This window comes from Pseudomonas sp. yb_5 (assembly GCF_043103865.1).
Taxonomy (GTDB): Bacteria; Pseudomonadota; Gammaproteobacteria; order Pseudomonadales; family Pseudomonadaceae; genus Aquipseudomonas; species Aquipseudomonas putida_Y.
This window is the reverse complement of the sequence record NZ_JBICKE010000090.1, coordinates 25669-38371: the sequence shown is the minus strand read 5'-3', so window position 1 is coordinate 38371 and position 12703 is coordinate 25669. Positions and strand designations below refer to the sequence as shown.

The 12703-nt window shown below is 62.1% G+C and carries 11 protein-coding genes; 9 read left to right on the top strand and 2 right to left on the bottom strand.

All coding sequences use genetic code 11. From position 1 onward, the window contains the following. Positions 1 to 18: 18 nt before the first annotated feature. The 6 genes from dapA to ACF8GF_RS15850 all read left to right on the top strand — a co-directional run bounded on the left by dapA (position 19) and on the right by ACF8GF_RS15850 (position 5577). Positions 19 to 885 (top strand): 4-hydroxy-tetrahydrodipicolinate synthase, encoded by an 867-nt coding sequence (gene dapA / locus ACF8GF_RS15875; protein WP_392487528.1) that lies wholly within the window; start codon positions 19 to 21, stop codon positions 883 to 885. Positions 886 to 1071: 186 nt separating this feature from the next. Beyond that, positions 1072 to 2115 (top strand): aliphatic amidase, encoded by a 1044-nt coding sequence (locus tag ACF8GF_RS15870; RefSeq protein ID WP_176684133.1) that lies wholly within the window; start codon positions 1072 to 1074, stop codon positions 2113 to 2115. Positions 2116 to 2170: 55 nt separating this feature from the next. Continuing rightward, the gene (locus ACF8GF_RS15865) at positions 2171 to 3292 is read left to right on the top strand and encodes an AAA family ATPase (protein WP_176684132.1); all 1122 of its coding nucleotides are present in this window, start codon (positions 2171 to 2173) and stop codon (positions 3290 to 3292) included. Positions 3293 to 3313: 21 nt separating this feature from the next. Further along, positions 3314 to 4471: a transporter substrate-binding domain-containing protein gene (locus tag ACF8GF_RS15860; RefSeq protein WP_392461232.1), complete on the top strand. Its 1158-nt coding sequence runs from the start codon at positions 3314 to 3316 to the stop codon at positions 4469 to 4471. Further along, positions 4468 to 5052, top strand: coding sequence for an ANTAR domain-containing response regulator (locus tag ACF8GF_RS15855; protein WP_012052055.1), 585 nt, complete (start codon positions 4468 to 4470; stop codon positions 5050 to 5052). Before ACF8GF_RS15860 ends, ACF8GF_RS15855 begins: the two co-directional genes overlap by 4 nt. Positions 5053 to 5064: 12 nt before the next feature. Then, entirely contained in the window at positions 5065 to 5577 is a 513-nt protein-coding gene (locus ACF8GF_RS15850) for an AmiS/UreI family transporter (RefSeq protein WP_209966662.1), read from the top strand. 36 nt (positions 5578 to 5613) lie between these two features. Here ACF8GF_RS15850 and ACF8GF_RS15845 read toward each other — a convergent pair whose 3' ends face one another. Then, positions 5614 to 6060: a GNAT family N-acetyltransferase gene (locus ACF8GF_RS15845; RefSeq protein ID WP_176684129.1), complete on the bottom strand. Its 447-nt coding sequence runs from the start codon at positions 6058 to 6060 to the stop codon at positions 5614 to 5616. A gap of 115 nt (positions 6061 to 6175) precedes the next feature. Beyond that, on the bottom strand, positions 6176 to 7942 hold the full coding sequence (locus ACF8GF_RS15840; protein ID WP_392487527.1) for a M24 family metallopeptidase: 1767 nt from the start codon (positions 7940 to 7942) through the stop codon (positions 6176 to 6178). Between ACF8GF_RS15840 and ACF8GF_RS15835 the strand changes: the two genes are divergently transcribed. The 3 genes from ACF8GF_RS15835 to ACF8GF_RS15825 all read left to right on the top strand — a co-directional run bounded on the left by ACF8GF_RS15835 (position 7943) and on the right by ACF8GF_RS15825 (position 12415). After that, on the top strand, positions 7943 to 9439 hold the full coding sequence (locus ACF8GF_RS15835) for a PLP-dependent aminotransferase family protein (protein WP_392487526.1): 1497 nt from the start codon (positions 7943 to 7945) through the stop codon (positions 9437 to 9439). It abuts the gene before it with no gap. A gap of 319 nt (positions 9440 to 9758) precedes the next feature. Beyond that, positions 9759 to 10649, top strand: a complete 891-nt coding sequence (locus ACF8GF_RS15830; RefSeq protein ID WP_392461235.1) for an alpha/beta fold hydrolase — start codon at positions 9759 to 9761, stop codon at positions 10647 to 10649. A 140-nt stretch (positions 10650 to 10789) separates the two neighbouring features. Next, positions 10790 to 12415, top strand: coding sequence for a methyl-accepting chemotaxis protein (locus tag ACF8GF_RS15825; protein ID WP_392461236.1), 1626 nt, complete (start codon positions 10790 to 10792; stop codon positions 12413 to 12415). Positions 12416 to 12703 lie beyond the last annotated feature (288 nt).

The following is a 12703-nucleotide window of genomic DNA, read 5'->3' as shown; positions in this document are numbered from 1 at the left end:
AACATCAGGAGTTTTTGCATGTCGAATTTCCGTGGTATCTGGATCGCCCTCGTCACGCCAATGCGCGCCAATGAAATCGACTTCCCAGGCCTGGAAAAGCTGGTGAAGAAGCTGCTCGAAGACGGTGTGGCCGGTTTTGTGGTGTGCGGTACCACGGGTGAGGCGGCGGCATTGTCCAAGGTCGAGCAACTGGCGGTGCTGGATGCCGTGCTGGCCTGGGTGGAGCCGGGCAGGGTGGTCATGGGCCTGTCAGGTTACAACCTGCGCGAGCTGTTGGCCTTCCAGGCTGAAATCCAGCAGCGTGACATTGGCGGGCTGCTGGTTCCCGCACCTTGCTACATCTGCCCTTCGCAGGCTGGCATCGAAGCCTTCTTCGCCACCGTGGCCGATGCCGCCAGCGTGCCAGTGATCGTCTACGACATTCCCTACCGCACCTGTGTGCGTATCGAACGTGAAACCCTGCGCCGTATCGTGCGCCATCCACGCATTGCAGCGGTGAAAGACTGTGGCGGTGACAGCGAGACGACCATGGCCTTGATCGAGGACGGCCACGCCCAGGTGCTGGCCGGTGAAGACCTGCAGATCTTCAACAACCTGTGCCTGGGTGGGGCTGGGGCCATTTCAGCCTCCGCGCATGTGCGCGCCGACCTGTACGTACGCATGGTGCAGCAGGTCGACAGCGGCGATTGGGCCGCCGCGCGTGGTACGTTCTACCAGTTGCTGCCCTGGATCAAGGTGGCTTTTACCGAGCCCAACCCGGCTGTGGTCAAGGCGGCGTTGCAGCTGCAAAGCTTGATTGCAGACGAGCTGCGCGAGCCCATGCAGGCGTGCACGAATACCACCCGAGACAAGCTGCAAAGCGTGCTGTGCTCACTCGGCGCCTGAAGCGGCAACGGTTGATGGCGGGTTGACAAGCCGCCACACCCGGCATATACCGTTGGTTGTCAGGAGCCGCGCATCAATGGCGATGTCGCGGCCTCCACACCGAACCCCAAAGAGCAAATGAGCTCTCTCCGCATGCGGAGAGGGCTTTTTTTCGTCCCTGAAAAATAACAACAAGAGGTGGTCAACATGCGTCATGGTGATATTTCCAGCAGCAATGACACCGTCGGCGTCGCCGTGGTCAACTATAAGATGCCGCGCCTGCATACCCGCGATGAAGTGCTCGAAAACGCCAGAAAAATCGCCGACATCATTGTCGGCATGAAGCAGGGGCTGCCGGGCATGGACCTGGTGATTTTTCCGGAGTACAGCCTGCAGGGCATCATGTATGACCCGGCCGAAATGATGGAAACCGCCGTGGCCATACCCGGCGTGGAAACCGAAGTGTTCGCCCAGGCCTGCCGCAAGGCCAACGTCTGGGGCGTGTTTTCGCTGACCGGCGAGCGCCATGAAGAGCACCCGCGCAAATCCCCCTATAACACCCTGGTGCTGATCGACAACAACGGCGAGATCGTGCAGAAGTACCGCAAGATCATCCCCTGGTGTCCGATCGAGGGCTGGTACCCGGGCGACCAGACCTACGTTGCCGATGGCCCCAAGGGCCTGAAGATCAGCATGATCATCTGCGATGACGGCAACTACCCGGAAATCTGGCGCGATTGCGCCATGAAAGGCGCCGAGCTGATCGTGCGCTGCCAGGGGTACATGTATCCGGCCAAGGACCAGCAGGTGCTCATGGCCAAGGCCATGGCGTGGGCTAACAACTGCTATGTTGCAGTGGCCAACGCCGCGGGCTTCGATGGTGTGTATTCCTACTTCGGTCACTCGGCAATCATCGGTTTCGATGGCCGTACACTTGGCGAGTGCGGTGAAGAGGAGATGGGTATCCAGTACGCTCAGCTGTCGATCTCGCAAATTCGCGATGCGCGGCAGAACGACCAGTCGCAAAACCACCTGTACAAGATCCTGCACCGTGGCTACAGCGGTATGCATTTGTCTGGCGACGGCGACCGCGGCATTGCCGAATGCCCATTCGAGTTCTATCGCACCTGGGTGCTGGATGCCGAGAAGGCCCGCGAGGACGTCGAGGCCCTGACCCGGCGCACCTCGGGGGTGGCGCAGTGCCCGGTCGGCAGTCTTCCCTACGATGCCAAGGAAAAGGAAGCCCGCTGACGGGCTTGCCCAGCGTGCCTGCGGGCACGCTGTTTCACAAAGCGAGGGGAAGACCATGCCGTTCCTGAACGACCTGCTGGAGCAGACGCGTCGCGATGCGTCCTCCAGCGCTGCACTGAATGCCGAAAACTGCCACACCCGGGCAATCGTCGAGACCCACCAGCGTAGCGAAGACACCCTGCAGTCGCGTTTCCGCTTCGATGTCGCTGCCGTCATGCAGGTAGTACGCAACGAAGTACTGGGCCAGGACGAAGCCTTGCAGGCCATCGAAGATGTGCTCACGGTGGTGCGGGCGGATATTCTCGACCCGCGCCGGCCGCTGTTCACGGCACTGTTCCTCGGCCCGACCGGAGTCGGCAAGACCGAGGTCGTGCGTGCCCTGGCCCGCGCCCTGCACGGTGATGCCGATGCCTACTGCCGGGTCGACATGAATACGCTGGCCCAGGAACACTACGCCGCCGCCCTGACCGGCGCGCCACCGGGCTATGCTGGCGCCAAGGAGGGCCGCACGCTGTTCGACCAGGCGCTGCTGGACGGAAGCCAGGGACGCCCGGGGATCGTGCTGTTCGATGAGCTGGAAAAGGCCAGCAAGGAGGTGTCCCAGGCGCTGCTCAATGTGTTTGACAACGGCCTGCTGCGCTTGGCCTCCGGTGAAAAGAGCTTCAATTTTCGTAACACGCTGGTGTTCATGACCAGCAACCTGGCGGCAGACGAGATACGCCAGCACCGGCTGGGCCCGCTGGCGTCGCTGCGGCGCCTGCTTGGCCTGCAGGCAGCGCGCCGCGAGCGTTTGCCGGGTCTGGTGCGGCGGCGCCTGGTGAAGCGTTTTTCTGCCGAGTTCGTCAACCGCATCGACAGCACCGTGGTGTTCAATGCCATCGAACAGGAGGTGGGCGAGCGCATCGTTGAACTGGAGGTGTCACGCCTGAACCGGCGCCTTGCCAAGCATCACTGCCGCCTGCAGCTGGATGCTGCGGTGGTTGGCAAGCTGGCCAGCGAAGGCCATGACCTGGAGTTTGGCGCGCGTGCGCTCAAGCGCTTTATCCGCCATGAGCTGGAAGTGCCACTGGCCGAGTACTTGCTCGGTAACCGCATCCCATGCCGGGCAGAAGTGACGTGCATGACGGTGGCCGGCCACCTCGAGCGCGGGCGCATCCGTTTTTCGTTGCCGACATGATGGTTGTCACAGGATGGTGTGATGAGTAGACAAGACAGGCAATTGAAGGTGGGTTTGCTGTTCGCCGAAACCGGCGTTACCGCAGCCATTGAACGCTCGCAGCGCTGTGGCGCGCTGCTGGCGGTAGAACAGGTTAACCGCGAGGGGGGAGTGCTCGGCCAGCCGGTGCTGACCCTGGTCGGCGACCCCGGAGGCGACCCGGACCGTTATCGCAACCTGTGTGACGACTATGTGCGCAACCACGGCGTGCGCCTGATGCTCGGCTGCTACATGTCGCACACCCGCAAAGCCGTGATGCCCGTCATCGAGCGCGCCGATGGCTTGCTGTTCTATCCCACGCCCTACGAGGGCTTCGAGTACTCGCCCAATATCATCTACGGCGGCCCGGCACCCAACCAGAACAGCGCGCCGCTGGCGGCATACCTGACACGTCATTACGGCGCCAGGGTCGCCTTCGTCGGTTCCGACTACATCTACCCGCGGGAAAGCAACCATGTCATGCGTCACCTGTACAAGCAGCATGGCGGCGAAGTGGTGGAAGAAGCCTACATGCCCCTGTACCCCTCGGCCGATGACTTGGCCCTGGTGGTCGAGCGAGTGGTACGTTCTGCCCCGGATGTGGTGTTTTCGACCGTGGTCGGTACGGGGACGGCAAGCTTCTATCAAGCAATAGCACAGCGCTATGGCAATGGCCCTCGGCCGCCGATCGCCAGCTTGACTACCAGCGAGGCAGAAATTGCCGAAATGGGGGCCGAGGTGGCTCACGGCAACATCGTCGTGGCACCGTACTTCACCAGCGTCGAGTCGCCGCAAAGCAATGCATTCGTCAGTCAGTGCCGTGCGTTCTTTCCGGCCGATGTGCGCATCACTGCTTGGGCCGAGGCGGCGTATTGCCAGATGCGCATGCTGTGCCAGGCGGTGAATGCCACCGGCAGCCTGGAGGTGGAAGTGATCCGCAATCACCTGTACCACACGAGCATGGATAGCCCCCAGGGCAGGGTGCAGGTGGAGCAGCAGAACAACCATTCGCACCTGTTTTCACGCATTGGCGAGATCGATGCAAGCGGGCAGATCTGCATCAAATGGCAATCGCCTACGACCATCCGTCCTGACCCCTATGTGGTGGTTCACAACCTGGACGACTGGACTGCGAGCATGATGGGAGGCGGCCCCTCATGAGCACTTCGAACATCCTGAACACGCTGCGTGAACTGCACGTGGGCATTGTTTGTCCGCCCAGTGAAATCACTGATGCCCTGGTACTGCAACTGATGCGTATCGGCTGCTCGGTGAAGCAGTGCTGGCCACCGCCCAAGGCCTTCGACACCCACACTGACCTGGTGTTTTGCGGGGTGTTCGAAGGCCGCCACCATGCCGAGTTGGGCAAGCTGCTGGCCCAGGGCGGCGTACGCCTGACCGCCATCGCCTTGGTGGAGTACGAGAGCCCGACCATTCTTTCGCAAATCCTGGAGCTGGGGTGTCACGGCGTGATGGTGCTGCCGCTGGACAACCACAAGGTGCTTCCGGCGTTGGTGTGCGCCAGAAGCAACAGTGAGGCCCAGGCCCGCTTGATGCAGAAAAATGCCCAGTTGCAGGAGCGTCTGGAGCACCAGGCCGACATCAACAAAGCCAAGGTCCTGCTGATGGCGGCCCAGGGCTGGCAGGAGCCTGAAGCCCATGCCTACTTGTCGAAAGAGGCGATGAAACAGCGGTTGTCGATGCTGGAAATGGCAAGAAAAACCCTAAAACAATTCGAATGAGAAGAGGTTGCCATGTTGTACGGACTGGTTCTGCTGTATGTGGGTGCAGTGTTGTTCATCAACAGCATCTGGCTGATGGGGCGTATCACCGACCGCGAAGTGACGGTGATCAACCTGTTTGTCGGTTTGCTCAGCCTGTTGGTGGCGGTCTACCTGATCTTCGTGGTGGGCTCGGACGAAGGCATCAAGGCCGGAGCCTTGACCCTCCTGTTCGCCTTTACCTACCTGTGGGTGGCCGCCAACCAGATGCTGCAGGTAGATGGACGCGGGCTAGGCTGGTTCTGCCTGTTCGTCAGCGTGACGGCGCTGGTGGTGACAGTCAGCTCCATCCCTGGCGCCGAAGGGCTGTTGAGGGTGTGGGATGTGCTGAACTGGGCGGCGTGGACGGTGTTGTGGTTCAGCTTTTTCCTGCTGCTGGCGCTGGCCAGGAAGATCCAGCGTCTGGTGGCGGCAATGACCTTGCTGTGCGCGATCTTCACAGCCTGGGTGCCCGGGTTGTTGATCTTGTGGCAGCAGATGGGCTGACGACCATGCGCCCGCTGTGGAGCAGCCTTGCGCTGCTTACGGCAGGCGCTTTTCCATCGGCTGATACACCAGCCCGGCAAGCTCGCCCACGTCGCCTGCCGGGGTAAAGCCGTACCGTTGGTAAGCGGGTACAGAAGACAATGATGCCTTTACCGTCACCACCTCAGTTCTGGCATGCTCCAGTGCTGCGTTCATCAGGCGCTTGCCTATGCCCTGGCGTTGCAGGCCTGGTGCAATGAACAGCATCGCAACGTGACGGCCTTCCTTGAGCTCGATCAGCCCTGCGATAGCGCCTTCGACAAAACAGGCCAGCATGAGGTTGTCACCCTGCATGCGCTCGGCAAACGCCTGGGGTGCCGACACCTGGGTAAAGGTTTCGATACCTTGCGCCGACAGCGTGGGCGCGACCGCCTGCATGAAGGCATCCATGCACAAGGCGCAGGCCTGGGGGAGGTCGTCAGGGGTGAGCGTGCGTACTTGCATGGTAATCGTCCTTGTATGGTTTCCTTGTGCTGCCAACTTTAACTTGTTACGGGTTCAAGGGCCGAGCCTTGAGGCGTTAACCTGAGGTACACAGCTTGCGCTTTGATTGGCGGCCTCAAGCTGCCGTGGCAGCGCCCGGCTTGCGTTCGTCAATCAGGATGTCTTCGAAGAATGCCCCGACAGGTTCGGTAGGGTGGCACAGTTGTATCTCCAGCACCCATACCACCTCGCTCGGGACAATCTCCACCTCGGCCAGCTTGTCCTGGCTGTACAACACATGCGGGAAGTCGGCGATGCGATGCCCGGCCAGGTTGCGCTCCAGCTGCCAACCTTTGGCCTGGGCACTGCGCTCGGCGAAGTCATACAGTTTTCGCCCGGTCAACCCGCGGCCCCAGGCCTGACGAGTCTCGTCGAACACTTCATGCAGTGCCTTCACGCAGGCGTGGTGCAGGGCGTGCTGGCCAAACACGAACGTATCGCCATAATCACCTTCATAGCCATCCCATACCGGGCCAACGTCGACCACGACGATGTCCGTGGCGCGTAGCGCACGTTGAAGGTCAATGCCTTGCCGTGGCGTACGCACGGTATCATCGCCAAATCGGATGTAGGTGGGGTGCCAGGTGTGTGAGGCGCCCATCGCCTGCAGGGTATGCGCGGCCATCTCCAGTGCCTGTGCGGTGGTCATGCCGACCTGCAGTTGGCTGGCAATGGCGGCCACGGCCCGCACCGACTGTTCGCGGGCCGCGAGCATGCCGTCCAGCGAATAACGTGGGCCGACCTTTTCCAGCTCAGGGTGCAGCGTGCTGGCTGCTGAAGCCTGCGTTGTCAGTGCACCACTGGCGACAAAGGCCTCGGCCACAAAACGATGGGGCTGTACCCCTGCCGCAAGGCATTGCTCGCGAGTCTGGCTGATCATTGTGGCATTGCCACAGGCGTAGACCTGGGCTTCGCCCCAGCGATGCGTCTGGCTGAGCGCCACCTGCTGTATACGGGCCTGGGCCGAGAGTACCGGTTGCCAGTGGAAGTGTGGGTGCACACTGCTGGACACGTCGAGAAATTCGCGGTCATAAAAATCCGCCGGCGATGAGCCGCCCCAGTACAGCGTGACGTCGGCATCGCCGGCCAAGGCCGTCAGCAGCAGCGGCTTGATGCCGGCGTAACCTGTGCCGGTGGCGAAAAGGATCAGCGGGCGTTGGTCATCGTGCTGCCAGGTACAGGCGCCCAGCGGGCCTTCGAGCTTTACCGTTGCACCTGCTTGCAGGGTGGGCAGCAAACCTTCGGTGAACAGGCCGCCGCTGACCTTGCGGATGTGAAACACCAGTTGCCCTTGTTCCTGGGCAGGCAGGTTGGCGATGGAGAAACAGCGGCTGTCGCCGTTGCCCAACTGAAACCGCATGTACTGGCCCGCCCGCACCTCCAGCGGCTGAGCAGGCTGCAGCACCAGTTCGACGATATCTGCGCTCAGCGCGCGCTTGCCAACCACCTGTGCCTGGGTTTCCAGTGCTGGTGCGTCCAGTGACCAGCCGGGTATTTCCAGGCGCATGTCGCTGCAGGCGTGGCTCTGGCACAGCAACATCTCGTCGGCGGCCAAGGGATAGGAAGGCGGCGGTGTGTCCGCATCCCGCTGCTTGTCCTGATGCTGCCCCGATACCACCTTGACCTTGCACGAGCCGCAGGTGCCGCGGCGGCAGGAAAAGGGTACCGGCAGGCCGCTGGCGAGCATGGCATCGAGCAGCAGCTCCTGGCTGGCTTCGAAGGTTTTGCCCGAGGGCGACAATTCAATGACGTGGCGGCTTTGCATGAGCACCTCGGGGCAAATGGAGGTTCGATTGTTGCTATAGTCCAGGACCAGCAGAACCTCCAGTTTTGGATATTTCATATGGTCCAGCTTCGTAAATGGCAGCCACTGCTCAAACTCGATGGGGCACAGGCTTCGTACCGGCAGATCGTCGAAGGGCTGGTGGCCGCAATCAGCGAGGGTCGCCTGCGCCCTGGCACGCCGTTGCCGGGCACGCGGGAGATGGCGCAACTGCTGAACGTCAATCGCAAGACCGTGATCCTTGCTTATGAGGAAGCCGAAACCAAAGGCTGGCTGCAAAGCGTGCAACGCCGGGGCACCTTTGTCAGCCAGCAACTGGCGCCAGGCACAGCGGCCGTGCCCGGTGCCGTGCAGCCTTTTGCCCTGGCGCTGCCAGAGGAACCTGCCGTTGCCTACTTCAAGGCGAACGAACAGGCTGTAGCGCAGCAAGGGCGGCCGGGGGCCTTGTTCTTCGACAACGGCGCCTGTGACCACCGGCTGCTGCCACAGGCTGTGCTGCACCGCTATTACCGCAATGCCTTGCGCAGCAGCTTCACCAGCAACAGCGTGCGCCACGGCAGCGAGTGCAGCAGCCGCAATCTGCGCAGCGCCCTGGCCGACATGCTGCGGCACAATCGCAGCCTGAACGTTGGCGCCGAGCATATCTGCCTGACCCAGGGGGTGCAGATGTCGCTGTCCCTCGTGGCCAGTGTGTTGCTCAAGCCGGGTGACGTTGTGCTGGTCGAGCGCCTGAGTTACCCCCCTGCGTGGGAGATCTTCCGTCAGCTGGGTGCCCGCCTGGTGACCGTGGAGCTGGACCATGAGGGGTGCCGGGTCGATCAGCTCGAGGCCCTGTGCCGGCAGCACAAGGTGCGGATGATGTACATAACACCCCATCACCAGTTCCCGACCACGGTCAGCCTGCCAGCCGGGCGCAGGCAACAGTTGCTGGAGCTGGCGCGCCAGCATGCCTTTTGCGTGGTCGAAGAGGATTACGACTACGAATACCACTTTGCCGGGCGGCCTTATCTGCCGTTGGCCAGCGACCGCCATCAACGGCACGTGATTTACATTGGCTCACTGTCCAAGCCTTTGGGCAGCACGTTCCGTTGCAGCTATATCGTGGCACCGGTGGAAGTGACAACCGTGCTGGAACGCAGGGCGATGCTGACCCTGGGGCAGGGCGATGCAGTCATGCAGCAGATGTTGGCGGACCTGATCAATGATGGCGAGCTGAAGAAACACCTGCGCCGGGTCAACCGCGAGTACCGGCGCCGGCGTGAGACCTTGTTGGGGTGTTTGCGCGATGCGTTCGGTGAGCAGATCAGCGTGCAGGCGCCAGAAGGTGGTCTGGCGCTGTGGGTGAGGTTTGCCGATGGGATCAACGTGGATCAGTTGGTCGACAAAGCGCTGGAGCTGGGCCTGGTGGTGCGCAGCGGGCGACAGTTTTCACCGTTTGGCCATGCCGAGAACGCCTTGCGCCTGGGGTTTGCTTCGCTGGATGCGGATGAGATCCGGCAGGCAACCCAACGCCTGGTAGACGCAGCGAAAGCGATTGGCAAGGCGCGGTGGGTGTAGGCACGGCCATCTGCCGCGACAGGGGATGGCACGGGCTTCGCCCGTGTTCGCTGGCAAGCCCGCAGTGATCGCGCAGGCCTCAGGATCTGTGCAAGAGGGTTACTCCCCCAAGGATCCCGCGGCCTTTTGGATGTTCAGCAAGGCAGCTGCTCCTGCCTGTCAATGCGATAGCCTGAGCGCCCACTCAGGAACAGCGGGTCGTAGGCGTCGCCCCACCCCAGATGCAGCGCGCCGGGTCGCAAACGATAGTTTTCCCACGCCTTGCCGCGCGCCTTATAGTGGCGGGCTTTTCCCGATTGAAGTCAAAGGAGTGGCACACATGCGCGTACTAACCCTGCTTGCGGCAATAGGAGCCAGCTTGTCGCTGTCCTCAACGTTGGCAGCACCGAGCCAGGCAGTGCCAGCGCCTGGTGAGCGCATTTCGGTGCAGGTCGAAGGCGCGGGGCCGGACGTTATCCTGATCCCTGGGCTGGCTTCATCACGTGAGGTATGGGCGGGGCTCGCCACTACCCTGCGCCAGCAGTACCGCCTGCATCTGGTGCAGGTTGCGGGTTTTGCCGGCTCGCCTGCCGTGCCTTCTGTAGACGGTCGCGTGGCCGCTCCCGTTGCTGAGGCGGTTGCAGATTATATCCGCAGCCAGCACCTTGAGGCGCCAGCCATCATTGGCCATTCGCTGGGCGGTGAAGTCGCGCTGATGCTAGGCGCACGCCACCCCGAGCGGGTAGGGCGGCTGATGGTTGTCGATGCGCTGCCGTTCTACACGTTACTGATCGATCCCACGGCAACTGCTGAAACGGCCGCAGCGCAGGCTGGCACAGTGCGTGGCGCGATGTTGGCGGCCCCGGCAGCGCAGACCGAGGCCATGCAGCGCGCGGCCATCGACCGGTTGGCCAAGACGGCAGCGGTCAGGCCTGCACTGGTTGATGCGGCGCTGCGCTCGGACCGCCAGGCAGTAGCCGATGCCACCCATGAACTGATGATCACCGACCTGCGTCCCGAACTTGGCGATATCCAGGCACCGCTGGAGGTCGTGTATGCCTATGACTCCATGTATGGCATACCCGCTGCCAGCGTTGACGCAACCTTCGCTAAGGCCTATGCCGGGGCGCGAGGTGTCAGCTTCAAGCGTATCGATGGCAGCTTCCACTTCATCATGCTGGATCAACCGCAGGCGTTCGCCGAGGCGGTAGTGGACTTCCTCAGCCGCTGAGGTTGGCCTCAACGCATTCCGTTCGGTTACCGCACATAACCGCATCGCGGCGCCTCAAGCCTGCGCCAGTACCTCCGATAGCAGCACACCCACCCTCGAATCATCGATCAGAAGTGGTGCCAACAAGGAGTACTGCCCGCATGCTTGCAAACCTGAAAATTCGCACCGGAATGTTCTGGGTGTTGTCGCTGTTCAGCCTGACCCTGCTGTTTTCGACCGCCAGTGCCTGGTGGGCTGCCTTGGGTAGCGACCAGCAGATCACTGAACTGGACCAGACTGCGCACCAGTCGGACCGGTTGAACAATGCGTTGCTGATGGCGATTCGCTCCAGCGCCAATGTGTCTTCGGGCTTTGTCGAGCAGTTGGGTGGCCATGACGAGAGTGCAGGCAAGCGCATGGCGCTGTCGGTGGAACTGAACAACAAGAGCCAGGCGCTGGTCGACGAATTTGTCGAAAACGCCCGCGAACCGGCCCTTCGCGGGTTGGCAACCGAGCTGCAGGCAACCTTTGCCGAATACGCCAAGGCGGTAGCCGGGCAGCGTGAAGCGACTCGCCAGCGTTCGCTGGAGCAGTATTTCAAGGTCAATAGCGATGCCGGTAATGCCATGGCGCGGCTGCAAACCCTGCGCCAGCAACTGGTGGGCACACTGAGCGAGCGAGGCCAGCAGATCATGCTCGAGTCCGATCGGCGTCTGGCCAGGGCGCAATTGCTGAGCCTGTGCCTGTTGGGCGTGACCATGGTGCTGGCGGTGCTGTGCTGGGCCTTCATTGCCCAGCGTGTGTTGCACCCCCTGCGTGAAGCCGGTGGGCATTTCCGGCGCATTGCCAGTGGCGACCTGAGTGTGCCGGTGCAAGGGCAGGGTAACAACGAGATCGGTCAACTGTTCCATGAACTGCAGCGCATGCAGCAGAGCCAGCGCGACACCCTTGGGCAGATCAACAACTGTGCCCGGCAGCTGGATGCCGCCGCCACGGCGTTGAACGCGGTCACCGAGGAAAGCGCCAATAACCTGCGTCAGCAGGGGCAGGAGCTGGAGCAGGCCGCGACTGCCGTGACCGAAATGACCACGGCAGTGGAGGAGGTTGCGCGCAACGCGATCACCACCTCGCAAACCACCAGTGAGTCCAACCAGCTGGCCGCGCAAAGCCGCCGGCAAGTCAGTGAAAACATTGACGGCACCGAAGCCATGACCCGCGAAATCCAGACCAGCAGTGCGCACCTGCAGCAGTTGGTGGGGCAGGTGCGGGACATCGGCAAGGTGCTGGAAGTGATCCGCTCGGTGTCCGAGCAGACCAACCTGCTGGCGCTCAATGCTGCCATCGAGGCGGCCCGTGCCGGTGAGGCCGGGCGCGGCTTTGCGGTGGTGGCGGATGAGGTGCGCACACTGGCCTACCGCACGCAACAATCGACCCAGGAAATCGAGCAGATGATCGGCAGCGTGCAGGCGGGGACCGAAGCTGCGGTGGCTTCCATGCAGGCCAGCACCAACCGCGCCCAGTCGACACTGGACGTGACCCTGGCCTCGGGGCAAGTGCTGGAGGGCATCTACAGTGCGATCGGCGAAATCAACGAGCGCAATCTGGTCATTGCCAGTGCGGCCGAAGAGCAGGCTCAGGTGGCGCGGGAAGTAGACCGCAACTTGCTGAACATCCGCGAACTGTCGAACCATTCCGCGGCAGGTGCGCAGCAGACCAGCGAGGCGAGCAAGGCGTTGTCGGGGCTGGTGGGGGAGATGACGGCGTTGGTGGGGCGGTTCAAGGTTTGAGCCGCTGCGCCTGCGTGGAACATTAAGATAAGGTTAAACTTATTCAAAGTTCCCCTTGCGGGTTGACTTCGATACTACGCTTGAATAAAGTTCGACCGCCCCGAGCGCGGGGCCTTTTTTCCCTTCACTGAAGAATTCAATGGACACAGTATCTAGTCGCTGTCTGACCCCTGCCGTATGGCCCGGTCAGGCACTTGAACCGGAACACCGGTCCCGACACCCCGGTCGGGCAAGCCGCGCCAGAGCCTGATGCTCCCCGTGACTTGCCGCCGCCGGTGTTGGCCGGTT

Bases quoted from the DNA above. Each gene is read 5' to 3' on its own strand.
- ACF8GF_RS15840 (WP_392487527.1), bottom strand. From the start codon at position 7,942: ATGAAATATCCAAAACTGGAGGTTCTGCTGGTCCTGGACTATAGCAAC.
- ACF8GF_RS15865 (WP_176684132.1), top strand. From the start codon at position 2,171: ATGCCGTTCCTGAACGACCTGCTGGAGCAGACGCGTCGCGATGCGTCC.
- ACF8GF_RS15860 (WP_392461232.1), top strand. From the start codon at position 3,314: ATGAGTAGACAAGACAGGCAATTGAAGGTGGGTTTGCTGTTCGCCGAA.
- ACF8GF_RS15855 (WP_012052055.1), top strand. From the start codon at position 4,468: ATGAGCACTTCGAACATCCTGAACACGCTGCGTGAACTGCACGTGGGC.
- ACF8GF_RS15845 (WP_176684129.1), bottom strand. From the start codon at position 6,060: ATGCAAGTACGCACGCTCACCCCTGACGACCTCCCCCAGGCCTGCGCC.
- ACF8GF_RS15830 (WP_392461235.1), top strand. From the start codon at position 9,759: ATGCGCGTACTAACCCTGCTTGCGGCAATAGGAGCCAGCTTGTCGCTG.
- ACF8GF_RS15850 (WP_209966662.1), top strand. From the start codon at position 5,065: ATGTTGTACGGACTGGTTCTGCTGTATGTGGGTGCAGTGTTGTTCATC.
- dapA (WP_392487528.1), top strand. From the start codon at position 19: ATGTCGAATTTCCGTGGTATCTGGATCGCCCTCGTCACGCCAATGCGC.
- ACF8GF_RS15870 (WP_176684133.1), top strand. From the start codon at position 1,072: ATGCGTCATGGTGATATTTCCAGCAGCAATGACACCGTCGGCGTCGCC.
- ACF8GF_RS15825 (WP_392461236.1), top strand. From the start codon at position 10,790: ATGCTTGCAAACCTGAAAATTCGCACCGGAATGTTCTGGGTGTTGTCG.
- ACF8GF_RS15835 (WP_392487526.1), top strand. From the start codon at position 7,943: ATGGTCCAGCTTCGTAAATGGCAGCCACTGCTCAAACTCGATGGGGCA.